This is a genomic window from Candidatus Eisenbacteria bacterium (assembly GCA_016930695.1).
Taxonomy (GTDB): Bacteria; Orphanbacterota; Orphanbacteria; order Orphanbacterales; family Orphanbacteraceae; genus JAFGGD01.
Genome location: JAFGGD010000049.1, coordinates 1 through 25,731, shown reverse-complemented (window position 1 = coordinate 25,731; position 25,731 = coordinate 1). Strand labels below are relative to the sequence as shown.

The following is a 25,731-nucleotide window of genomic DNA, read 5'->3' as shown; positions in this document are numbered from 1 at the left end:
CCGTATCCATAGATCTTTTATTCCCGCGGCGGCGGCCCCTCCGGCCGCCGCCTCCCGTTTTTTCGCGTTTCCTCCCTCTCCCGCAGGGCAAACCATAAAACAATTCCTTCCATATATCATAAGGAACCAAAATCAGAGCGATCTCTCCCCGTCTTGACAGGGCCCTGTGCCGGTGCTAATCTGCCGCTTCCCGTAGCCCCTCGCGGAGGTAAACAGGCGATGGCGGACGAAAAGTCCCCCGACATCCACACGTTCCGTTTTTTAGCCCTGATCGATTCCCTCAGACACGCGGCGACCCTTTTCATGGGGGAGGCGGAAGCGCCGGAAGGGGAGGGCGGGAGCGCTCCCGAACCGGAGAAGACCCGGGAGAGCCTGGAGAAAGCAAGGCACTATATCGATTTCCTGGCCACCCTTGAGGTCAAGACACGCGGAAACCTCTCGGATCCGGAGAAGCGGTATCTGGACGATCTCCTCGCGGCGCTCCGTCTGAAATTCGTGGACGCCGCGGAGAAGGCCGGAGAGGGCGCCGGTCGGACTTCCGGAGCGGATTCCGATCCCGCCCGGGAGCCGGAGGAGAGTGGGGAAGAGCCCGGGGAAGGCGAACGGTGAGGCGGAACCCCTGTTTTCTGGCCGCCCTCTTCGCGCTCCTCTTTCTCCCCCGGGCGGGTTTTCCCGCCGCCGTGGAGAAGGAACCCCGGAGCGCGCTTCCCGCGGGCATCCAGCTCGATCAGGTCCGCGACGCCGGGATTCTCTGGGGGGGCGGCTATTACCTGATGGTTCGGAGCGACGTCTACACCCGCCACGTCCCCGTGGCCGGCTTCCCCGTCTCCGACCGGAGCGAGACTCTCTCGGGCAGGCTTTTCTTCTCCTACGGGTTCCTGGGCGGTCGGGGGGACCTCTCCCTGGCGATCGACGCCTACGGCACCCGTTTCACCCCGGAGAGCGCGGAGGGGCGGGAAACGCCTCCCTCCGAATCGACGGGGGACGTGGGGGACAGCCGCCTCGGCGTCCGTTTCGCCCTTCCCACCCCGGCGGAAGCCCTTTCCGCGTCGATCGAGGGCTTTACCACCCTGGAAACCGGTAACCCGGACAAATCCTTCTCCACCCATTCCAACGACGGCGGCGTGATTCTGGCGCTCACGTGGCGTGGGGAGGGATTCCGGACCCATTTGCAGACCGGCTACCGCTGGAACAGGAACGAGGAGGAGGGAGCCCTCCTCTATCCCCTCTTCTATCCAGCCCTCGACGAGGGGGAGGGGGCGACCGCAAACGACGCGCTCCTCCTCCGCGGGGCGGTTGAGTTTTTGGGCGGCCCGGTCGATGTATTCATGGAGTTGTTCGCGGACCGCCATCCGTGGACCCGGCGCCTGGGGCCGTTCGAGGCGCCCCTCTTGCTCACGCCGGGAGTCCGGCTCCATCTCCGCCGCGGGCTTTTCCTCGCGGCGACGACGGAGATCGAGCTCGCGCGGGAGGACCGCGAGGCGGGCGATGTCTGGGATCCGGACACGCTCTTTCCGGATTGGCGGTTCGGCCTGGCCCTTCACTGGCTCGGCGTTACCGGCGGAGAGGATGCGGACGATGACGGCATCGAGGACGCATACGACCGCTGCCCGCGCGCGCCGGAGGATTACGACGGCTATCGCGACGACGATGGATGTCCCGATCCGGACAACGATCGAGACGGCGTGCCGGACGATTGGGACAAGGCGCCGTATGATCCGGAGGACTTCGACGGTTTCGAAGACGAGGACGGCGCGCCGGATCTGGACAACGACCAGGACGGCATACCGGACATGGAAGACTACTGCCCCGACGAACCGGAAGACATCGACGGCGATCGAGACGACGACGGATGTCCCGATGCGCCCGCCGCGGAGGGTCCGATCGAGGGTTTCGAGAGCGGTCGAAAAACGGAATAAGTGATTGCGCCATTTTTCTTGACACGTTTTAGCCCCGCTGATAGGTTGAGCGCGTTTTTAGCCGGACGACGAAAGGGACGGCGCATGAGCGAGAGCGGCGCGTGTGAGTCTTCGAAACCCGCTCGGGGAGCCCGGCTCCCGGTTCCGTCCGACGGGGTTCGGTGTTTGTTTTGAATCGCGGAGAAACGTCGATTTTGAAAAATAATTCTCAAACTTTTCTCAAATCGGCCGAAGGAAGGTTCGTGCGAAAGACGCAGACTTTTTTCGTTGACAACCCCTATAGTGCGTGTAATAGTGTCCGCGATTTTTCCAGAGGCAGTGTTTCGGAGGGAAAGACGATAGCGCGTAACGGTTTAGGACTGAACAGGCAATTGGACTGAAAGGGGAAATATCTTTCGGGTCTCAAGAGAGTGAGGGCTCGGAGGATCGTACCCATTTCTGTGTTTGCAATGCATGACAAAATGAGTGTGTTTTTACGTGTTTCATCAGGAGGATTTACGAGTGGAGAACGAGTCGAGAAGAAGCGTTTTACCGCTTTCCTATCGCAAGAGGAAACCTCATGGGGGCAGGGATGTCGCCCATCTAAAGGAGGGCTTGAGCATGCATAGTCGTGGGAAGGGACGTTCAATCCTGTTCTCCCTGGTGGGGGTAGTGTTGGTGGGCTTGTTGGCCGCCGGCGGTGCCTTCGCCCTTCCGCCGAAGGGCGGTCCCGCCATCATCGACGCGGCGTGGGACGGTACCTCCACGCTGAACGTGGTGTTTAGCGCCGACGTGAGCCACGCCAACTGGCAGCTCACGGACATCGCGTTCACCGACACGAACGTGGTCGCGAACGGTTCCGGAAGTGGTGACAACGACGAGTTCATCACCTTCGGATCCTTCGTGAGCGCCGTGCCGGACAGCGCGGACAGCATCTACATCGCCTGGATCGAGGCGATCGTGGATCACAACAAGGCCTTCCTGTCCAATGAATCGACCCCCATCGCGGTGAACCGCGGGCCGATCATCCGGACGGCCGTGTTGGCGACCAGCCTGAACGACGATCCGACCGACGATGTCCTGACTCTGGTCCTCTCCGAGGCGGCCACCGATCTGGACTCGACGGACTTCGTCTTCAGCGCGGACGTGGTGACCGAATCGCTGGTCGTGGCCGGCGCGGGCGCGAACTGGACGATCTCCAATTTCTATTGGGACGCCCCGACCGAGGCCCAGCGCGACACGGCTCTCCAGCTCCTTCCCTATATCACCACCATCGCCTGGGCGCCGACGACGGACGTGACCAACGCCGCCGGCGACACCGCCAACTCCTTTGTGGCGCATCAGATCACCAACGCCGAGGGTTGCTACATCCTGGACGCCGCCTATGATTCGGTCGGCACCCCCGGGCTCGGCGACGACACCCTCTACGTGATCTACAACATGCCGGTTCGTGACTCTCTGAACGGATCGGACGCCGCGTCGATCGACGTGGCGGACTACGCCATCGGCGGCACCGGAACGCTCGACCTGACCGGCGCGAACCCGATCGCTTCCACGCCGATCGCCTCCCCCTGGATGCCCTGGGTGGTGAAGTTCACCAACCCGGCTGCCGGTGCCGAGGCGGGCGACCTGATCGCCCACAGCGGCGCGGGCGTGTTGCAGAACGATTACTGGGATCTGACCACGGGGACCGCCAACCACGCCGTCTCCCTCGGTCCCATCATCGTCGCCGCCTACTACAAGGATGCGGCCACCGACTCGATCATCATCTACTTCAGCCAGAACGTGACGCAGGCGACGGTGACCGCCGCCAACATGATCCTTCGCGGATTCACCGTTCCCGCCGGCCAGTGGAACGGCTCCGGGCGCAGGTTCGCCCAGAGCGTGACCAACTGGACCGAGGGCGCGTCGATCGCGCTCACCTCGAGCGTCGTCGGCTCCGCCTCGGGCGAGGCGGCCTCCTCGGGGATCTTCCATCCGGTCCGCGACCTGAACGCGCCGCTCACCACGGACGTGATCCAGGTCCGCACCGACCTGGTGCGCGAGTTCTCCTGGTCCGACGGTATGCGCGACTCCTCGGTCGTCCGGATCGCCTGGCGCGAGGCGAGCGGCACCGACAAGACCAACTACTACCGGATCTTCACCCGGATCGGCGACGCCGTTTCGGATACCTTCGTGAATGAGAACTGGGCGAACGGCGTGCCGGTCTTCAACCCGACGCCGGGACGGGACAACCCGATCATCGCCTACATCAACATCTCGCCGGACAGCGTCGTCTCCAACGGCGACATCATCGAAGACGGCGACATCATTCACTTCGGTATCGTGGGCGCCGACTGGAACGGCAACTACGGCGTGATCAACTTCAGCGGTTACGAGCAGGCGATCGCGCTGCAGCAGACCTTCGTCGCCGGCCATCCGAACACGCCGCGCGACTGGATCCCGGCCGGCGATCCGACCTTCGCCCGCGATGACAACGTCATCCACATCATCGGGCACTGGAATGCCGCGGGCACCGCTTTCGACTCGATCTACGCCGACTCCGGCTGCGTCGAGGCGAACGCCAGCGTGGTGATTTACGGCGATTCCACCGCGTCGACCGACACCCTCGCCGTGGCGAACGCCAACGGCGCCGGCGCCTGGTCCCCGGTGGACATCGGCTTCGACCAGCACGACGGCCGCGGCTTCGTCTGGATCCGGGCCTTCGACTCCTGGGGGAACGGCACCGACTCGGTCCGGATCGTGAACGACGTGTTCTCGACCAAGATCGGGACGATGACCGACCCGAACAACGTCCATAAGATCTACGCCAACAGCGACTCCATCGAGGTGCGCCTCACCTTCGCGGGCGCGGGCGACACCACGACCACCAGCGGCGCGGGCGTTCCGGCCTACGACGCGCTGGGGATCTTCTTCAACTACTCGACGCGGAGCCGGATGTGGGCGGACTTCACCAACATCGACACCTACGCCGGCAACGACTCGATTCCCTTCGAGAACTGGGGCGTCGACCTCGTCGATAACGACGACGACTGGGACACCACCGCGGCCGCCGGCGACAGCTGGGATCCGGCCGACGACGTGATGAACTGGCCGGAGCCCTTCGTCGACGAGAACGGCAACGGCTCGTTCGACCTCGGCGAGGAGTTCTGGGATCGAGGACCGAGCACTAACCCGGCCGACTCGAGCTACACCGCCAAGGTGTACGACATCGGCGACGGCAACCTGGACTATCGCGACACCGACGAGTTGGTCTTCCGGGCCGTGCTCGACACGATCCGCGCCTCCACGTCGGTCACCGACGAGTCCCTCCTTCCGAAGGTGGAAACCGGCTTCGCGGTCATCAAGGACCTGCCGGTCGTCATCAACACGAAGGACAACAACGAGAACACGGCGACCGACTCGATGCTGATCGACCTGGATCAGGTCGCGCCCGAGGTGGTTTACGCCTCGCGCATCGAGCAGCAGGATTCTTGGGGCGACGCGGACGAGGAGGCCAACCTCCAGACGCCGGGTAACCCGCTCTTCAAGATCGGCGAGTGGCTCGACATGACCTTCGAGACTCCGTCCGACTCCCTGGTCGACTACCTGGTCGTCCAGATCAAGAAGAACGGCGGCGACTGGTACGACATGGCCTTCGACCCGCACGGCGACTGGGCGGCCGACGGCGGCTATCCGGGCGTCGACGGCGTGGACGATGACGGCGACGGCGACGCGGACTCCGCGGACGCCGAGGTTCTGGCCGCGTACAACACGCCTCTCACCGACGGCGTCGACAACAACAACGACGGCCAGATCGACAACAACGCGGACACTCTCTACGCCGAGTACTGGGCTTGGGACGACGACGAGGACGGCATGATCGACGGGACCACGATCGCCACGGGCGATACGGATGGTCTCGGCAACGCCGGTACCGGTCTCGACTATCTGCCCTTCATGCTCGACGTGGCCGGTCATTACGCCTCCGCCGGCGATTCGCTGGCCCGTTTGGCCGCGACTCCGGGCGGAGCGGTCGGCGATCAGTCCGTGAGCGCCGCCGACTCGGCGTTCCACTGGTTCGCCCTGAACGGCTTCAACATCAACATGCAGTTGGTGGCCAATCTGTACGACATCGCCGACGGCGACACCTTCGAGATCCGCGGCGTGGCGTACGACTGGGTCGGCCAGTCGATCGGGCAGAAGCTCGGTTACAACAACGACTCGGTCGCGGTGGGCCACTGGTACATCCCGGCGGCCACGACTTACATCGGCTACGCCGCGGCGAACCGGACCGGGAACTTCAACCCGGACAACTCCACCGCCGAACGGTTCCAGCTGAACCTCGAGGCGCCGGATTCCTACATCGACACCACCGCCTTCATGGCCTACGACATCAAGGCGGCCGCCGGCATCCAGGTGTTCGACTCCTTCGATTCGACCCAGAACGTGCCGGCCGATCCGGCGACTTATCAGATGGTCGCCGTGATTCCGGGCGCCGAGGACGTGGACTCCGTCGCCTTCGATATGTGGAACGCGACGACCATGACCTGGAACCAGGTCGGCATCGACGGCGCTCCGCCGTACACCTACGATTGGACGGCGAGCATTCTGGGCAACAGCCCGCCCGACAGCACCTGGACGGTTTACTTCCGTACCCGTGCGCGGGACAGCTTCGGCAACTGGGAGGCTCCGGACGACACGCTGGTCACCTACGACCTGGTCTTCACGGTCGTGGACGGCGTGATTCCGATCTCCAACATCACCAGCTGCGAGGTGATCGGCGGCAATATCGACGCCGACCTCTCCAACGGCTGCGAGGTGCCGAAGGACTCGGCGGTCGTCTTCCGGATCGCCGACGGCTCGCTGAGCGACCGTGACCTGACCAACTTCACCGACGTTCCGTTCGTGAAGTTCGAATACCGGAAGGTGATTCAGGGCAAGGAAGAGGCTACGGGTACGTGGAAGCTGATGACGACCGTCACCGGCACTATCGACGAGGGGGACACCCTCGCCGACCTCTACCCGCCGGTCGCCGTGACCTGGAACACCACCCTCCTGGACGCGGGCGATTACGAGATCCGCGCCTGGGCGGCGGACGTGGAAGGCAACGACAACAAGCTGACCACGTTCATCTTCACCGCCAAGGTGGTGGAAACTCCGCTCCGGGCCTACATCGATCCGCCGGCCCGTCTGGACGACAGCACCTACGCGCTGTACGCGAAGGTGTTCATCCACGACGTCGAGGTCGACCACGTGGACTTCCAGTTCTACGAGGATCTCGACGGCAACGGATTGGCGGACGACGCCGGATCCTGGTTCACCATCGGAACGGACGACAACGACGACACGATGTCGGTCGATCCGGGTGGTGACATCATCCTCCGCGAGGGCGTCGGCACGCTCCGCATGGTGGATAGCCTGAACGCGGTCGCGTCCGTCTTCATCGATTTCGCCTCCGACAAGGGGTACATCGACTACGACGGCGACGGCTACTCGCCGCGCGACCCGGTCGTCCGTGACAACGGCGACATGATCTGGGACGGCGGTGTACTGGATCAGCTGATCATCGGCGATCCGCCGGCGGCCGGCTACACCACCGTCAGTAACTTCGACGCCATCGAGTTCTTCGCCGACGTGGACGGTTCCACCGGCCTTTCGTCCGGAGACTGGATCTTCCGCCAGAACATGGGCGGATTCCTGATGGACGGCGCGAACGACAGCCTCCAGGTCTGGAAGCAGACTTGGAACGTCGCCGGCCTCGGCGCGGCCTACCTGGTCCGCTCCGTGGCGACCAGCGAGCTCGGCATCATGGACGCCGACTCCATCGGCGGCGGCATCCCGACCCGGGCGCTCGCGCTCGACACCGAGGCTCCGGCCGCCGAAATCTCGGCGATCGCCCTCGGCAACGGCGGGATGAAGTACGTCGGCGCCGCGAAGATCAACAACGCGATCTTCGCGGGCGACAATTCGTTCCTCAAGATCTGGGCTTCCTCCGCGGACGACGACGTCGCGGGCGTGATCTTCGAATACTCGCTCGACGGCGGCGCGACCTGGGACAGCCTGGACGTGAACAATGACAACGACTTCTACGTGAACCTGGACGACACGATCGGGTTCACCTCGAAGGACGCGATCGTCCACGACGTCTATGCGGACGACACGACCTTCACCGTCACGGCCACCGACATCCTCCTGAAGAACGGGATCGCCCCCGCGCTGGACGACATGCTCGGGATGCGGATCTACCCGTTGATCGCGGAGGACACGGTGGGCGGCGGCGACGCCGACGGGGACGGCTCCGACGGCGACGACGTGATCGACACGATGGACGAGATCGCCCCGTGGTGCGTCTATCTGGACATCGACGCGATGACCATGATGGGCGCCTTCCACACCGACACCGAGGTGTTGGTGCGGGCCCGCGCGAAGGACTTGGTGGGGAACACGGATGCGTTCCCGCACTACGTCTCCTTCGCGATTCAGGAGAACATCCCGCCGGAGGCGGACGTGATCTACGCCCTCTCCAACGGCGACACCGTGGATGTTCTGGGTCCGATCAGCGATGGTGACGAGGGCGTGCAGCTCGCGGCCGTGGACACCGTCCTCAACCTGATGGTGACCGCCGAGGACACCACGACCATCGATTCGGTCTATCTCTGGTACCGCCTCGATCCGTGCTACTACTGGCTCGAGGGTTACCTGAATATCTTCAACAACCCGTGGATGCGCGCGGGCGTCCCGGCGGACGCGGTTTATCCGTACAACTTCGCCTGGGATGTGTCGGGCCTGAAGGACGGCCGGTATCAGTTCGTCGTCATCGGTAAGGACGAGGAGCTGAACGAGACCTGGCCGCCGCTTAACCCGTACGAGTTCGGCCGTCTGACCGCCGAAGCCGTCATCGACACCGCCGGCAAGCCGCTCGGCAAGGTGGCGGCCGCGACCGGCCATTACACCGATCAGATCCTCGACGAGGTTCAGGTCGGCGCCGAGCTTTGGCTGCGGGCGAAGGTGGAGAGCGAGTCCGCCGTCAACGACACGGACAAGCTCGCCCAGAAGGTCTACTTCTACTACGCGCATCGCGTGCTCGACGAGATGCTGACGGTCCAGAACTTCTATCCGTACCTCTCCGAGGATCTGGAAGCGGCCGGCGGCGTTCTCGGCGACGAGACGAGCTATCCGTACAGCGTGGAACTCGTGATCGCGGGCGCCGGCGGCGATGTGATCGCGGACTACTACACGAACGACGCGTTCGAGGCTCTCGTGAGCCCGACCAAGTACGACTACACGATCCGCGGCGGCGACCAGATCGAGTTCGGCGCGCAGCTGGCGTCGACCGACACCGCCTATGTGAGCTACAACTGCGGCACCGCCTGGATCGAGATCGAGGATTCTCCGGACAACGACGTGGACGAGAACGGTTGGTTCACCGCGGCGTGGGATCCGATGAGCCCGGTGCCGGCGCCCCAGTCGACCTGGGCCGGCGTGACCGACGCCTACGATCTGATCGCGGTTCTCGCCTACGACTACCAAGGCGAGTGCGGCACGGCTCTGCGCGAGGCGCAGCTTTCGGAGCACAAGATCGTGCTCCTGAAGCAGATCGACGGGCCGGAAGTCACCATCCACGGTCTCTTCTGGGACGAGGATTCGCCCTTCACCCGGTACAACGCGCCGGGCAACCCGATGAACTGGATCTTCGGCGCCACGTCCTACGAGCACAAGAAGACCAAGCTGTGCGGCGTGGAGTACGAAGTCTTCGTGACCGTCGATTCGACGGATCATCTCGAAGATTCGGTGAAGGTGATGTTCGACGGCGACGGGACCTACTACGACATGGTCCACTACGTCCCCGGCGACACCATCACCCTAACGATCACCATGAACGAGGAGGACTTCTTCCTCGACTCCTTGGCGATCTTCCCGGATTCGATCGAGAACGCCCGTGTGGTCTGGGATTACATGAGCGACGGGGCGATGCCCTACGACCTGTACGATGACGGGCTGCACAACGACGGCGCCGCCGACGACGGTTGGTGGGGGACGCAGATCCGCATTCCGGTTCTCGGTGCGGACGTACATTACGTGTACAAGTTCGACATCGACATGAGCGGCGATCAGCACACCTATGCGTTCGATCCGCGGAACGGCAAGGGTGTCGGGAACGACACCTCCGAAGTGGTGATCCCGGCGGACTTCTGGTTCCGTGCCTTCACGGACGAGGAGATCACGCAGGGCGTCCACACGGCCGTCGCCACCGCCTGGAAGGGTGAGGCTTACGGCACGAACCTGACCAGCCCGCAGGGTCCGGTCTACTACATCATCGATTGCACCGCGCCCGTGATCGAGGACTTCTACGTCAGCCCGACGTTGATCTCCTCCACGAGCCCCTGCGATTCGCTGGAGCTGACCGCGATCCTGATGGACAGCGGCGAGGAGATCTACGACATCCTCGAGGGTTGGCAGCTTCACTTCCAGTTCGCCACCGACGACAGCAAGACGCGGTGGGTGAATTTGGATTCGAGCGCCATCGGTTGGGACTACGCCGTCCTCGCCCACAACGGGTGGACCTGGAAGGGCACTTGGCCCAACATGTATCTCCCGGATCGGGACCACATCGACAACGACATGGACGGGTTGACCGATGAGGAGGACGAGGGCGACTACACCTTCAGCCTCCGCGTGGTCGCTTGGGACGACGTTTGGAATCTGGTGATCCACGAGGAAGGCCAGGTCCGCGTCGACCTGATCAGCCCGCACATCGTTCTGACTTCGCCGGAGCAGGGGACCGTGGTCGCCTGGGGCGAGACCCTCACGGTTTGCGCCGAGCCGCTGACCGCGACGGACGCCGCCGGTCTCGACCACTACATCTTCTACTACGCCGAGTCTTCGGGTAATTGGAACCCGATCGATCCGACGCCGATCGACAACTACGATCTGCCGCACGTCGCGGCGGATGGGGAGAATCCGGTCTGCGTCGACTTCGTCACCACCTGGCTCAGCGAGGAGAGGGACCAGTACGTTCAGTTCATGGCCGTCGCCATCGATTCGGCCTGCAACGAGTGTGACATGTCCGAACTCGAGCCGATCGTTGTGGCGGTGAACGACATCACCGGTCCGAGCGCCTGCATCACCGGGTTCGAGACGGATTGCATGGACTGGCACGCCGCCGATCCTCACCTGGCGGTGAGCGAATCGACTGTCGTCGAAGGCCAGGTCTTCGACTGGCAGGATGTCTCCATCGTGGAGCTCTGGGTGCAGGTCGTGGGCGGCACCGCCCCGACCCAGCCGGTGGATGTGACCAACGATGTGACTAGCTCCGGGGTCTCCTTCACCCACGACTTCAGCATCTACTGCGACGAGGGTGAGACCGAGCAGGTGGATGTCTGGATGGTGGCGCGGGACGCGGATCAGAATCCCGACCCGAATCCGTTCAAGGTGCGCCTGACCGTGGACCGCGACGCTCCGGCGGTGGTGTACGGCCTCGTGCCCTTCGTGGAGAATCTCGCCTGGTATCACGATGACGACGAAGACCCCTCCACGGTGGACTCCACCCTGGTGGTCGCGCCCGATCCGTATACCGGCGATCTGACCTTCCGGATCCTGACCACCGACGATGATCTCTACGGCATGGCTCTGCAGTACATGCCGACCAACTCGCTGATGACTCAGTACGACCACGGTGATTGGGATGTTCTCTCTACGTTGGACTTCGAGCCGCAGAAGGACACCCTGATCGGCTCGCAGACCTACTACTTCTGGTGGTTGAACATCGACGCCGACTCTCTCGCCAACGTGGGCCTCGTGGACACGATCTACGACTGGCGTGCCGTGGCCATCGACTGGGCGTGCAACACCAACCGCCTGGACGAGACCGTCGTCACCGCCGCCTGGGACACCACTTCGCCGACCTGTGAGTTCTTCGGGGACTTCGGGATGGGCGACGGGGAGTTCACCCAGATCGCGGCCGGGGAAGACGTTCGACTCCGCTACGTCGGTAAAGACGTGATGACCGATATCTCCCACGCCGTCTTCTGGTACGTCGAGCCCGGTTCGGGCGACACGGTGGTGATCGGTTCGGCCGACGCGGTGCCCGAGTCGCTGGACTGCTGGTGCAACAGCTGGACGGCCGAGATCGACTGGACGACCCCGGGTCCGCTCTGTCAGGACACGGAAGTCGACGTCTATGTCTGGGCCTACGATACTCCGGGCAACCGGAAGGAGTGCTCGCACTCCATCATGGTCGAGGACAAGGATCCGCCGACCGGCACCAAGCTGGTCGACGTGGATGCCGACGCCGATTGCCAGCTCGTCCCGCGTGAGATCACCGAGACGGTGCTGAACAACCAGACGATCACGTTCTCCGGAACGGTGGAACTCTGGGCGCAGACCGTGGGCTGCGACGACGGGATCGCTACGGTCTACTTCGACGCGATCAACGCCGCCGGCGACACGCTCCGCATCGGGGCGGTCGACTACGGTGAGACCGTCGTGAAGATCGGCATCAGCCGCAGCTACATGCTCGAATGGAACACTCTGGATCTCGACGAATACGGCGCGCTCCGGTTCCCGGACGGCGCCTACACGGTGTTCGTCCACGCGGTGGACCTCGAGGACAACTGGGAGACGGCGATCTACACGTACTCCTTCGTCGTCGACAACACCGCGCCGTACGTCAAGATGAAGAGCCCGGCCGTCGCCGGCGCGACCGTGGACGTGGAGCGCGGCTCCGAGGTGCCGATCACCTCCGCCACCTTCACCTCCTACACGGGCGTGGAGACGACGAACGAGGACGTCAAGGTGACCTGGTACATCCGCGATCACAACGACGCGGACTGCATCGAGAATTGCCCGGACTGCTGGGTCGCCATGACCGATGGGAACGGTTACTTCGGCTTCGACAGCACCGACGTTCGCCCGGACTCGACCCGTCCCTACAGTTGGGAGTGGGCGACCTGGAACAACACGGTTCCGCTCGAGGTCGGCAACCAGTACGACATCGTGGCGATCGGCGAGGACCTGGTGTGCAACACCGGGGACATCTGCGAGGCTTGGGCGGCGGGCGCCGGAATCACGATCAACGTGATCGATGAGACCGCGCCGTGCGCGACCATCACGCACCTCCTGCGCTACGGTTGTGGCTATCTGTCCGGTCCCGTCGAGCAGCCGGAGAGGGAGCGCGTCCGCGGCTTCGCGTCGCTGACCGCCACCATCCTCCGGGGCGACACGGACACCGAGGGGGTCCGCTTCGAGTACTCCGTCGACGGCGGAGAGACCTGGATCCTCACCGATATGGATCTGATCGAATACTCGAACTTCACCTGGACGCTCAACAACTGGGATTCGGACCAGTTGGCCGAGGGTGAGGTTCTCTTCCGCGCCGTCGCTTGGGACGATGTCGGCAACGTCTGCGAGGACCCGGCGACCATCACCCTTATCGTGGATCGGACCGCTCCGACCCTCGAGGTGATCGAGCCGACCGAGCAGATCTGTCCGTTCATCTACGCCGAGAACGGCCACCACATCGTGCCGCTCATCGTGAAGCAGACCGGCGACGATCACGACATCTTCTTCCTCCAGCCCGGCTGGTTCTACGAGTGGAAGAAGTCGGTGGACGACACCACCCATTGGTCGACGACCGGTATGCTGGAGTTCATCTACGACGCCGGGACCGGCTACTACACCGGATCCTGGGACGTGGACGCCGCCAGCACCCCGAGCGGCAAGTACGACTTCCGTGTGACTTGCCACGACAGCGCCTGCAACGAGACCGTGATGATCATGGCGGAGGAGGTCGTCATCGACGTCGCCTCCCCGTACGCCCGGATCACGCGGGCCGTCGTTGAGCGCGTCAACGGCACCGAAACCACCACTCTGGTGACTCCGGTCAACCAGGGTGTGATTCTCGACATCACCAAGGGCGAGCCCGTGACCTTCTACGCCAGCGTCTTCGACGACGAGCAGGACATTCCCGGCTCTCTCGAGACCGGCGTCGATTCGGTCTTCTTCCAGGTCTCGTCGGATTCGAACGGCACCTGGTACCACATCGACGTGGGCCACAAGGACGAGGGCGAGGTCGACCCGCTCTACTGGGCGAAGTGGAACACCTCGGCGCTCTATCCGGGTGACTACTGGGTCCGCGCCTATGCGGTGGACGAGTGCGGCAACATCGACTTCTCCGACCTGGTGAAGGTGCATGTGATCGACAACGTCCCGCCGCGCGCCGCGGTGATCTGTTGGGAACCGGACATCAAGAACGACATCAACGTGACCACCCAGGTGCGGATCTACGCGACCAGGTGGTGCACGCAGGACGTGGACGAGGTGATGTTCCAGTATCGTCGGAACGACGGGGAAGTCGGCGACGGTGGCGGGGACGAGTTCCCGGGTAAGGCCACTCTCAGCGAGTGGGTTACCTTCGACATCGCCGGCAACTCGCCGTACGACGACTCCCTCTGGGCCGCCGATCTCGAGATCGGGCCCGAGACGATGTGGAGCATCGGCGACGTGATGGACCTCCGGGCCGTGGCGATCACGCACACGCCGGGATCCAGCCAGGACGACCACGAAATCCTGTTCATCGATCCGAATCCGCCGATCACCACGGCGAAGGTCGTGGCGAACCGGTTCGGACGGGATCTCGAGCCGGTCCATCCGGACGAGGTGCCCTGGCTCAGCATCACCAAGGCCGAGCTGCTGCCGCCGACGGAGTCGAACTTCCTGGTGGAAGTCACCATCGACAGCGGCGTCGATCCGACCTGGATCGGTATCGCGAAGCCTTGGGTCCTGGTGACGGCCGATCGCATGCGCGATGAGGGCACGGGCATCACGAACAACTTCGAGGAACTGGTCGAGATGGATCCCAAGTGGGCCGGTAGTGAGCTGGATCCCTACCTCTGGGGCGGCTACACCTACATGGGCCTGCTGGATTCGATCGGATGCGGTGGGTACGTTTACATCAACGGTGCGGTGGTCGAGGATAGCGGCGCGACGGATCATGAGATCCACGTCGACGTGGTCCGCAAGACGATCGCCGTGCACGAGGTGAACAACGGCCGCGGCACCAACGGTCCGGTCGCCATTCCGGGCGATCCGAATCTGACCGTGGATATCCCGGCGGGTAATGGTCTCACCGGCGCCATCCTGATGACGCCGACCATGACGCCGGTCTTCCCGGATTGGGAGGAGCCGCGCTTCTTCACGCAGCCGGTCGGCCAGGCGTACAAGATCCACTGGCTCGAGTGCCAGGGTGAGAGCTGCGACGAGTTCGAGTACGGGTACTGGGCGAAGATCATCATCGGTTACGACGAGGAAGACCTCTGGGTGACCGACGATCTCGGCCGGTACGTGAAGGTGGACGAGGAGACCGGTCTCCTCGCCGGCTTCTGGTATGACGGGTACTGGAGCAACGAAGGCATCTCCGGTCTCAGCGTGGACACGCTGAACAACAAGGTGACCTTCTACGTCGAAGAGCTCTGCGACTACGACGTGTGGAGCCTCGTCGGAATCACCGGCGGGCACCAGGTGAACTTCTACCCGTGGTGCGACGGCTACACCAACCAGGCGCCGAAGATCACCGCGACGATCAGCAGCTTCCTCACGGAAGGTGACGACACCGACTACCTCGAGAACGAGGACACCCAGATCTGGATCGACGACATGCTCGTCGCCTCCGGCAACGAGGACGATCCGGATCGGGACGATTTCGAGGACTACGAAGGTTACGCGATCGGGAACGGATACTTCTCGATCGAGCATATGGACAACTCGGAGGTCTCTCAGACGATCGTGTACCACCACTCGACGCTGCCCGAGCACCGTCTGTCCGGTGGGAAGCACACGCTGTACATCCGGTACCGGGACGACTATCAGGAGTACTGGTACAACATTAAGCGTGACTTCTACGTGGACGTGGTGCCGGTCATGGCCGATTGGCACGGTGGCTTCCTCAACGGGCCGTGCGTGAGCGCCAGCGACTGCTACGTCGGCGGCGACGATCACATGATCCAGGTGGACCTCTGGGACTACGAGTCCGGCGTGATCACTCAGGAGGCCCGGATCCAGGCGACGCTGAACCTGATCTACGGTTCGCTCACCGAGTTCCTGGGCGGAATCCTGGGTGGTGGTGCGTTCTCCGTCGAGATGTTCGAAGGTGATTCGCTTACGACGATCTCCTTCAACGACACGACCATCATCCCGCTTCAGGACATGGGCCTGAAGATGGACGTCTGGCTCGTGGACGAGAACGAGGACGATCAGCACGATATCGACGAGTACATGGAGCGGAACCTGATCCAGACGGCCACGCCGGCCATGCTGGTCTTCGATCCGCCGATGTGCGAGTACTCTTCGATGGATATGTGCGACACGTCGGATGTCTATGATCCGAAAGACAAGCTGACCGTTCAGCTGCCTCTGACCGCGGACCTGGCCAGCTACGATGGGCACGAGATCGAGGTGGTGCTCTACTCCTCGAAGATCGAGCACATCGGGTGGGATTCGAACCTGGGTCAGATCATCGGTATCGGCGGCGGCGGCGGATCCGGCGACGATGACGACGAAGAGTTCACGAAGTACATCTTCGGTCCCTTCGATTGCGTGGGCAACGTCGGGACGCAGTTCATCGCCCGCCGGTACATCATCGACGCCATGGCGCCGAAGGTCGTCTTCTCGACGCCGGTCATGGGCTCGGTCGTCGCTCCCGGGTCGGAGATTCCGGTGATCGCGGTGATCGTCGATTCCAACGGCGCGGGGAACGGCATGGGCTCCGGTCTGAATACCGACATGCTGAACCTCATGCTGACCGGTCCGGAAGGAAGGATCTTCGAGTTCAACCCGGCCACCTTCGATCCGGCTGATACGAACAGCACGGACGAAGAGGTCGCGGAGAACGCCAAGGCGGTCGTGAAGCACACGAAGGACGTGGACGTGGCCTACGACAAGGTCTCCATGACCATGATGGAGATCGACAAGGTCGGTCTGTACACCCTCACCCTCGAGGGCGAGGACGAGATCGGCAACAAGTTCACCGCGGCCCACTCCTTCAGCACCGGCAGCACGGTGCTGCAGATCACGGACTCTCATGTTTATCCGAACCCGTTCGATAACACGAACGAAGAGGCTCGGATCAAGTTCAACCTCGGCGGCATGAATCCGGCGCGGGTGACCGTGAAGATCTTCGACTTCGCCGGCAAGCTGGTGAACGACAAGATCATGCTGGACTGGAAGCCGTCCGATGGTGCGGTCGTCGAAATTCCGTGGCGCGGTACGACGAACGACGGAACGCTCGTGGCGAACGGCGGTTACCTCGCCCACATCATGGTGGACGACGGCTCCGGCGTGAAGACCACGAACGTGAAGATCGCTGTCCGCAAGGAGTAAGCGAAACGGCCCGGGGGGGAGGGTTCTCCTCCCCTCCGGCCGTCCCCGTATTCGAGGGCCCTTTCGGCTCTCGAGTACGGGGAGGGCGCCCCGGGATTTCGGGGTCGGCCTTCTTCAGATAGGACAAGCGCAAGAAAGACGTTCGGTCGAAAAAATGGAATCGGAAAGGAAACAAGCGGTGTTCAGGAAAGGGATTGACTTCGAGCAGTCTGATGAGGGCGGCGCGAAGACCATCAAAGATCCCTGTGAGAGGAGGATCAGAACAATGCGGTTTCTAGGCAAAGGTGTACCGTATCTCGCGGTCGTCGGGTCCATCGCTCTCCTGATGGGATGTGTGGGCTTCGCCTTCGCCGACAACAACCATGCTGTTCCTTACAGCAGGATCGGTGTCGGCGCTCGGGCCCTCGGCATGGGTGGAGCGTTCGTGGCCGTGGCCGACGATCCGACGGCTACCGTGTGGAACCCGGCCGGTTTGGCTCGCGTTGAAAAGCTCGCCTTCACGTTCATGTACACGGGGAGCTACGACTACGATCGGAGCCATAACTTCTTCGGTTACGCCCAGAACTTCGGTGTCGCGTCGATCGGCGTCGGCTGGACGAACTCGGGATGGGACAAGTTCAAGGGCTACAGTTCGGCCGGAGACCCGACCGGGGATTTCGACATCTCCGACAATCTGGTCATGCTCGGACTCGCCCGCCAGTTCGGACATTTCGGATTCGGTATCGCGGGGCGTCTGTATGACCAGAAGATCGACGATGAATCCGAATCGGGCGGCGGAATCGACTTCGGCGCCTACTTCGAGGCGCACCGCCGCTTGAACTTCGGCTTGGCGATCCAGGACATCGAGTCCAAGGTCGGCGACGACGATGTTCCCTTCGCCGTGCGCGGCGGTTTCGCCCTGAATCCGATCGGCGACCTGCTGATCGCGGGCGACATGGTGCACGAGGAGGACGACGAGACCGTTTATAACGTAGGCGCCGAGATGTGGTTCGAGTACCACCCCGGCTACCTGATGGCGGTCCGCGCCGGCATGAACGAGATCGGCCGCGACGCCCAGGACAACGCCTACGCCGTCGGCCTCGGTTTCAAGGTTCCGCGCTTCTATGGTCTCGGTTTGGATTACGCCTATGTCCACGAAATGGAAGAGACCTTCGGCGAGAACCACCGGATCAGCTTGAACCTCGCTTTCGGCGAGCGTGAGCGCGACCGGGACGGCGATGGTATTTCCGACTACATGGACGAGTGCCCGAACGCCGCCGAGGACTTCGACGGCTTCGAGGACGAAGACGGCTGCCCGGATCTGGATAACGACGGCGACGGGATCATCGACGAGCTGGATTCCTGCCCGGATGAGCCGGAAGATTTCGACGGCATCGACGACTCCGACGGCTGCCCGGAAGAGGACGACCAGGACAAGGACGGCATTCTCGACATCTACGACAACTGCATCCATGAGCCGGAAGACTTCGATGGTTTCGAGGACAAAGACGGTTGCCCCGATCCGGACAACGATCAGGACGGGATTCCGGATGACAAGGACCGCTGCATGAACAACGCCGAGACCTTCAACGGCTATCAGGACGAGGACGGCTGCCCGGACATCGCTCCGCGCACCGTGCTGAACGGCGTGAACTTCGAGTTCAACAGCGCCGCCCTGAAGGCCGGCTCGGAGAAGGTGTTGGACGAAGTGGTGCGCGCTCTCGAAGCGAACCCCGACGTGAGCGTCGAGATTCAGGGACACACCGACAATGTCGGGTCCAACGCGTACAACAAGCAGCTTTCCGACAAGAGAGCCAAGTCGGTCATGCAGTACCTGATCGACAAGGGGATCAACCCCGCCCGCCTGAAGGCGGTCGGCTATGGCGAGGACAAGCCGATTGCGAAGAACGACACCGAGGCGGGTCGCCTGCAGAACCGTCGTGTGGAGATGTACCGACTGAACTAAGTCGTTACGAGACAAGAGAATAAAAGAGAACGAGGGGGCGCCGGCGGCGTTCCCTCGTTCTTGTTTCCCCGCGGAGACGGCTTAGCGCTTTCCCTGTTTCCGGAGGAATAGGAGAATCGCCCTGGAGGGCTTCTTCTCCTTCGATTCGTCCGTGAACACTCCGAGGGAGGGGAAAATCGATCCTGGGCCGCCTCTGGACGGCTGGAGGGGATTCATGTCGAAGGAAAGTAAGCGATGCCCGCACTGCGGAGGAGAGGTGGAGCGTTACCGGAATCCCTTTCCGACGGTGGACTTGATTCTGATGGATCAAAACGAGACGGGCCTCTGGTTGGTCGAGAGGAGAAACCCGCCGAAGGGGTGGGCGTTACCGGGGGGGTTCGTGGATTATGGAGAGGATTTGCCGGAAGCCGCCGCGCGGGAGGGGCGGGAGGAGACCAACCTGGAGGTCGAAATCCTCGGACAGTTCCGTGCTTACGGCGATCCGGGCAGGGATCCCCGTTTTCACACGGTGACGGTGGTTTACGCCGCCCATGGGAGGGGGGAGGCGAAGGGGGGGGATGACGCGCTCCGGGCGCGCTTCTTCCTCTGGGGAGCGCTCCCGGAGACGATGGCCTTCGATCACCGGGAAATCATCGCCGACTGGTTGGCTGAGCGGGGCTAGTCGTTCGCGTAACACCAAATCGCTATCGCTATCGGGATCGCTATCGGGATCGGGATCGAGCACCGGAACGTGCACGCGGCCGGGTCCTGTCGGCTATCCGCCCGCGAAGGGCGCTGGCCATTCGCGCCTTCGCACCCGGTGGCCGCGCCCTTCGCGGGCACCCGTGGCCGCCACCCCGCCGCGGGAGGGGGAGATCTCGGTCCCTGATACTCTTTTCGCGAGCGGAGCGTGTGAAAAGGTGGATGTGCTATTTGATAAGGAGTTCTGGAAATGTTAGCTATGTAAAGGGGGAGAGAGGTACAATCTAGGAGAGAACTGACTAGTAAGAACGGCGGTCTATTTACTCTCCTCCCAGTACTTGTCCAGCACTTCCAGCGGCGGGGGATCGTCGGGATCGATTCTCTTCTCGATCTTTTGAAAGCGCTCCCGGAATTTATCGATGGTGCGGATGAGCGCCGCTTCGGGGTCGATCTCCATGCGCCGGGCGAGGTTCACCACCGTGAAGAGGAGATCGCCGATCTCCTCCTCCACGCGGTCCGCATCCTCTTCCGCGAGCGCCTCCTTCACCTCCCGCACCTCCTCGTCGATTTTCTCGACGATCGGCGCGGTCTCCTTCCAGTCGAAACCGATGTTCGCCGCCTTCTGCTGCACCCGCCTCGCCCGGAGAAGCGCCGGCATCGACGCGGGGACACCGTCCAGGATCGACTCCCTCTCCCGCTTCCCCTTCTCCGCCCTCTTCGCCTCCTCCCAGGAGAGGAGCACCTCGCTCTCGTTTCTCTCTCCGGCGCCGCCGTACACGTGCGGGTGCCGGCGGCGCATCTTCTCCAGGATCGTCCGGATCGAGTCGGCGATGTCGAACTCCCCGCGCTCCTCGGCGAGGTGGACGAGAAAGACGGTGAGGAAGAGGGTGTCCCCCACCTCCTCACGGAAGCCGTCGAAATCCCCCCGGATGAGCGCTTCCGCCGCTTCGTGCGCTTCCTCGAGGAAGTGAGGGCGGATCGATTCGATCGTCTGCCGTTGGTCCCAGGGGCATCCCTCCGGGCCGCGGAGGTGCGCCGCCATCTCCACCAGCTCGTCGAACAGATCCCCCGGGCTCCTCGGCTCCGACATGAGCGCTCCTTTCTTTCCGCGTTTTCGGGAGCGTAACACACCGGCGCGGCCCGGTCACGCCGCGCCCTTCCCGCCCTCCGCGCGCCCGTCTTGACCGTTCGCGCGGCGAGGGTTTATGCTCGCTGCGGGGAGCGATCTACGGCTCTCCGGGACGGTTGCGACATTACGCGGATGCCTCCGGTGTCCACTCCGAACGCCGGGTCCGACCCGACCCGCCGGAGACCGCCTCGTCGCGCCCTCGCCGAATAGAAAAGGACGCACCGGGGAACCCGGCATCCCCCGGAAGATCGATCCGCATCGCGCGCCGCGGCACGAGCGCCGCGCCCGTATGGTCCGGGTATCCGGCCGCCCACCGGGACGCCCCGTGGAGCCGGCGGGAACCCCGAGGCGTATCGGGAAAGGAGAGACCACAGGTGGCCACCAGACGCATCGACCCGAACATCGCTCCCCGGGCGTGCATGCCCCGAGGAATGGATCTGCTCCGGGACGGAAACCTGAACAAGGGGACCGCCTTCACCGACAAGGAGAGGGACGAGTACGGTCTCCGCGGGCTCCTCCCCCCCCATGTGAACACGCAGGACGAGCAGGTCATGCGGATCATGGGGAACTACCAGAAGAAACCGACCGACCTGGAGCGCTTCATCCACCTGATGTCCCTGGAGCGGCGGAACCGGCGCCTCTTCTACCGCGTGATCATGGATCACATCGACGAGCTGATGCCGATCATCTACACGCCGGTGGTGGGCCAGGCGTGCCAGGAATACGGGCACATCTTCCGCAACCCGCGGGGATTGTTCCTTTCCGCCAACGACAAGGGATTCATGGCGGACGTGCTTCGCAACTGGCCCGAGCCGGACGTGCGGATCATCGTGGTGACCGACGGCGAGCGGATCCTCGGTCTCGGCGATCAGGGCGCCAACGGGATGGGAATCCCGGTGGGCAAGCTCGCCCTCTACACCGCCTGCGCCGGCGTCGATCCGACCCGGGCGCTCCCCATCACCCTCGACGTGGGAACGAACAACGAGGCCCTGCTGAACGACCCGCTCTACATCGGGATCAAGCGGCCGCGCATCCGCGGCGCCGAGTACGACGAGTTGGTGGACGAGTTCGTGAATGCGGTGCAAGAGGTGTTCCCCAAGGCGCTTCTCCAGTTCGAGGATTTCGGCAACACGAACGCTTTCCGGCTCTTGGACAAGTACCGAGACAAGTTCTGCACCTTCAACGACGACATCCAGGGGACCGGGGGCGTGGCGCTGGCGGGTCTCTATTCGGCGCTGAAGATCACCGGCGGCAAGCTGAGCGAGCAGAGGATCCTCTTCCTCGGCGCCGGCGAGGCGGGCGTGGGGATCGCCGACCTGATCGTCTCCGGCATGTTGGAGGAGGGGATCTCCCTCGAGGATGCGCGCAAGCTCTGCTGGCTCGTGGACAGCAAGGGGCTGGTGGTGAAGAGCCGGGACGGCTTGGCGGACCACAAGCTCCGTTTCGCCCACGACGTCCCCTTCGTCCCCGATCTGTTCTCGGCGGTGAAGGCGATGAAACCGAACGTGCTGATCGGCGTTTCGGGGCAGCCCGGAACATTCACACCGGAAGTGTTAAAGGCGATGGCCGAGTTCAACGAGCGCCCCATCGTGTTCGCCATGTCCAACCCGACCTCCAAATCGGAGTGCACCGCCGAACAGGCCTACCGGAACACGGAGTGCCGGGCCATCTATGCCAGCGGCAGCCCCTTCGATCCGGTGGACATCGACGGCCGCCGCATGGTTCCCGGGCAGGGGAACAACGCCTATATCTTCCCCGGCGTGGGGCTCGGCGTGATCGCCGCGCAGGCGACGCGCGTGACCGACGAGATGTTCCTGGTGGGCGCCAAAACGCTCGCGGAGCAGGTGTCCGACGAGGACCGGAAGAAGGGCCTCATCTTCCCGCCCCTCCCCAAGATCCGGGAGGTGTCGGCGTACATCGCCACCGCGGTGGCGGAGGTCGTCTACAGCAGGGGTTTCGCCGGAAAGCCGCGGCCCGAGGACATGTTCCGCTCGATCCAGGGCGAGATGTACGATCCGTACTATTAGACATTCCGCGTCCGCGCGGGGGCCGGGGACGCGTTCCCCGGCCCTTTTTTCGTTCGCGGCGGAGGGCTCGACAGGAAGGAGGGAAGCATGGGGGAGACGGAGTTTCGGGGAAAGGGAGCGCTCGTGACCGGCGGGGGCCGGGGAATCGGCCGGGCGGTCGCCAGGCTCTTCTCGGAGCGGGGGGGACGGGTGGCTCTGCACTACCGGGCGAACCGCGGCGAGGCGGAGAGAACCTTCGCGTCTCTCGCCGAGGAGGGACATCTCCTCGTGCAGGGGGACGTGGGGGAAGCGGAGGAAGCCCGGCGGATCGTGGAGGAAGCGGCTCGAGGGCTGGGCGGACTGGACGTACTGGTGAACAACGCCGGCGTCTTCGAGGAACATCGAATCGACGAGGCGGATTGGGAGGAGTGGCGGAGGGCGTGGGAGAGAACGGTCGCGGTGAACCTGATGGGGCCGGCCCATCTTTGTTTCTGGGCGGCGCGGCGGATGATGGAAAAGGGGGGAGGGAGAATCGTGAACGTGAGTTCCCGAGGCGCCTTCCGGGGGGAACCCTTCGCGCCCGCTTATGGTGCGAGCAAGGCGGGGCTGAACGCCCTCACCGGCAGCTTGGCGAAGGCGCTCGCGCCGCGGGGCGTGTTCGTCGCCTGCGTGGCGCCGGGGTTCGTGGAGACGGATATGGCGGAACCGTTTCTGCACGGGCCGGAAGGGGACGCGGTTCGGGCGCAGAGCCCGCTCGGGCGGCCCGCGTCGCCGGAGGAGATCGCGGAGTTGATCCTCTTTCTCGCTTCGGGGCGGTGCGACTTCGCCACGGGCGCGGTGGTGGACGCGAACGGGGCGTCCTACCTGCGCTGAAGCGCTCGGGGAGCGCGCGGAAAAGGCGGGCGGCCCGTTGGCGGCCGCGTCCCCTTTTGTTATGCTCCGGGCGGGAGGCTTTTGGAATGGATCACTATCCGGTGTGGGCCGAGGTGGACCTGGACGCCGTCGCCCACAACTGCGCCGAGGTTCGCAAAATCATCGGCCCCCAAAGGACCATCCTGATGGTGGTCAAGGCGGACGGCTACGGGCTGGGCGCGATCGCGGTCAGCCACGAGGCGGCGCGGAACGGCGTCGGCTACCTCGGCGTCGCCACGCTCGACGAGGCGGTGGAGTTGCGCGAGGCGGGAATCGACCTGCCGATCCTGATGTTCAACCCGCCCCTTCTCGGCGAGGCGGAGAGGACGGTCCGCTACGAGATAGAGCCTTCCATCGTGAGCCGCGAATTCGCCGACGAGTACAGCCGGTTCTGCCTGCAGGCGGGCGTGGTCGGCCGTTATCAGGTCGAGGTGGACACCGGCATGGGGCGGTGGGGGGTTTTCGCGCGCGACGCCGTCCCCTTCCTGAAGGAACTCGCCGGCCTCCCCGGCATCGAGCTGTCCGGCGTATACACGCACTTTCCGGCGACCCGCCGGGAGAACCTCGCCTTCTCGGAGGAGCAGGTGCGCCTCTTCGACCGGCTCCTCATCGCGCTCCGCGCCGAAGGGATCGACCCGCCGATGGTGCACGGCGCGAATTCCGCCTGCCTTTACTGGGGGCTGGAGGGGAGCTTCTGGGACGCGGTCCGTCCGGGCATTTTCCTTTACGGTTACGTGGATCCTGCGCGCGTCCCCGGGGGGATTTCGCTCCGGTCGGCGCTCTCCTTCAAGTCCCGCGTGGTGGAGACGCGCAGGTACGAAGGGGGAGAGAACATCAGCTACGGCCTCCTCTACACCGTCCCGGCGCCGACTCGGATCGCCACCGTGCCGGTCGGCTACGGGCACGGCTACGACCACCGTCTCTCCAACGGGGGGGAGGTGCTGGTGCGCGGCCGCCGCGCGCCGATCGTCGGCGAGGTGACCATGGACGCGCTCATGATCGACGTGGGGCACCTGCCCGCGGTGGAGCCGGGTGACGAGGTCGTTCTGATCGGCCGGCAGGGTGAGGAGGAGATCTCCGTCGCCGAACTCGCGCGCCGCACCGAACGGATCCCCTACGAGATCACCCTCGCCATCGGCCGGCGCGTCCCCCGGGTCTACACCCGCTCCCGCCGCCCCCTCTGGGCGCGCACCATGCTCGGCAGCCTCACCTTCGGCGATTCGTGAGCCGCGACGCTTTTCCCCGCCCGAGATAAAAGCATCTCTTACAAGACGTGAAGTGAGCCGGGACGGAAAGAAGAGAGAAAGAGAGATTTTCCCTCCCGCGTGCGGGAGCCGGTGGGGGTGAGGGTGCCTTTCCTTCCCCCACCGGTCTCCCTTCGGGGCACGGTGTGGGGAGCCGGACGGACGGGTAATCCCTCTCGGAGTCCGGGGCGTGCCGCCCCCGGGTGGGTTCGTGATCGCCACGGAGTTCCCACAAGGGTGCGACCTAGCGCGGCCGCTTCTCACGCACCTCGAGAGGTGGGGCCCCGTCCCACCCATCCTCCTCGAAGGATCACGCCGTCCGTCCGGGGAGGAGGCGGAGGGGATGGCGGGAGCGGGTTAGGGTGAGGGTGCCTTTATCGCGATCGCTATCGCTATCGGTATCGATTTATTCCCTTCCCCCACCGGTCTCCCTTCGGGGCACGGTCCGGATGCTCTGCATCCTCCCTCTTCGCGCTCGCCGACCCACCTCCGCCCGCCCCGATAAGCTCGACAGATTCATTTCTCCCCTCGACGGAGGCGGGCTCCGGTGGGTGCCCGG

Annotated in this window: 9 protein-coding genes; 8 read left to right on the top strand and 1 reads right to left on the bottom strand. The window is 64.0% G+C overall.

Annotation, left to right across the window (positions count from 1 at the left end; genetic code table 11):
• The first annotated feature begins 219 nt into the window (after nucleotides 1-219).
• From JW958_11885 to JW958_11865, 5 genes are all read left to right on the top strand, one after another.
• Entirely contained in the window at nucleotides 220-609 is a 390-nt protein-coding gene (locus tag JW958_11885; protein ID MBN1826955.1) for a DUF1844 domain-containing protein, read from the top strand.
• The gene (locus JW958_11880) at nucleotides 606-1,919 is read left to right on the top strand and encodes a hypothetical protein (GenBank protein ID MBN1826954.1); all 1,314 of its coding nucleotides are present in this window, start codon (nucleotides 606-608) and stop codon (nucleotides 1,917-1,919) included. The genes JW958_11885 and JW958_11880 overlap by 4 nt, the downstream gene beginning before the upstream one ends.
• Nucleotides 1,920-2,519: 600 nt before the next feature.
• Nucleotides 2,520-17,255 (top strand): hypothetical protein, encoded by a 14,736-nt coding sequence (locus JW958_11875; GenBank protein ID MBN1826953.1) that lies wholly within the window; start codon nucleotides 2,520-2,522, stop codon nucleotides 17,253-17,255.
• Between the two features lie 265 nt (nucleotides 17,256-17,520).
• Entirely contained in the window at nucleotides 17,521-19,200 is a 1,680-nt protein-coding gene (locus JW958_11870; protein ID MBN1826952.1) for a PorV/PorQ family protein, read from the top strand.
• A gap of 214 nt (nucleotides 19,201-19,414) precedes the next feature.
• Nucleotides 19,415-19,861, top strand: coding sequence for an NUDIX hydrolase (locus tag JW958_11865; protein ID MBN1826951.1), 447 nt, complete (start codon nucleotides 19,415-19,417; stop codon nucleotides 19,859-19,861).
• 336 nt (nucleotides 19,862-20,197) lie between these two features.
• On the opposite strand, the gene mazG is transcribed toward JW958_11865, so the two are convergent.
• A complete protein-coding gene (gene mazG, locus JW958_11860) occupies nucleotides 20,198-20,971 on the bottom strand; it encodes a nucleoside triphosphate pyrophosphohydrolase (protein ID MBN1826950.1) in 774 nt (257 codons plus the stop codon).
• Nucleotides 20,972-21,441: 470 nt separating this feature from the next.
• Between mazG and JW958_11855 the strand changes: the two genes are divergently transcribed.
• The 3 genes from JW958_11855 to alr all read left to right on the top strand — a co-directional run bounded on the left by JW958_11855 (nucleotide 21,442) and on the right by alr (nucleotide 25,154).
• A complete protein-coding gene (locus JW958_11855) occupies nucleotides 21,442-23,037 on the top strand; it encodes an NAD-dependent malic enzyme (GenBank protein ID MBN1826949.1) in 1,596 nt (531 codons plus the stop codon).
• Nucleotides 23,038-23,124: 87 nt separating this feature from the next.
• Nucleotides 23,125-23,889 carry an SDR family oxidoreductase gene (locus tag JW958_11850; protein MBN1826948.1) on the top strand — a complete coding sequence of 255 codons (765 nt, stop codon included), beginning with the start codon at nucleotides 23,125-23,127 and terminating at the stop codon, nucleotides 23,887-23,889.
• Between the two features lie 86 nt (nucleotides 23,890-23,975).
• Nucleotides 23,976-25,154, top strand: coding sequence for an alanine racemase (gene alr, locus JW958_11845; GenBank protein MBN1826947.1), 1,179 nt, complete (start codon nucleotides 23,976-23,978; stop codon nucleotides 25,152-25,154).
• The last annotated feature ends 577 nt before the right edge of the window (nucleotides 25,155-25,731 follow it).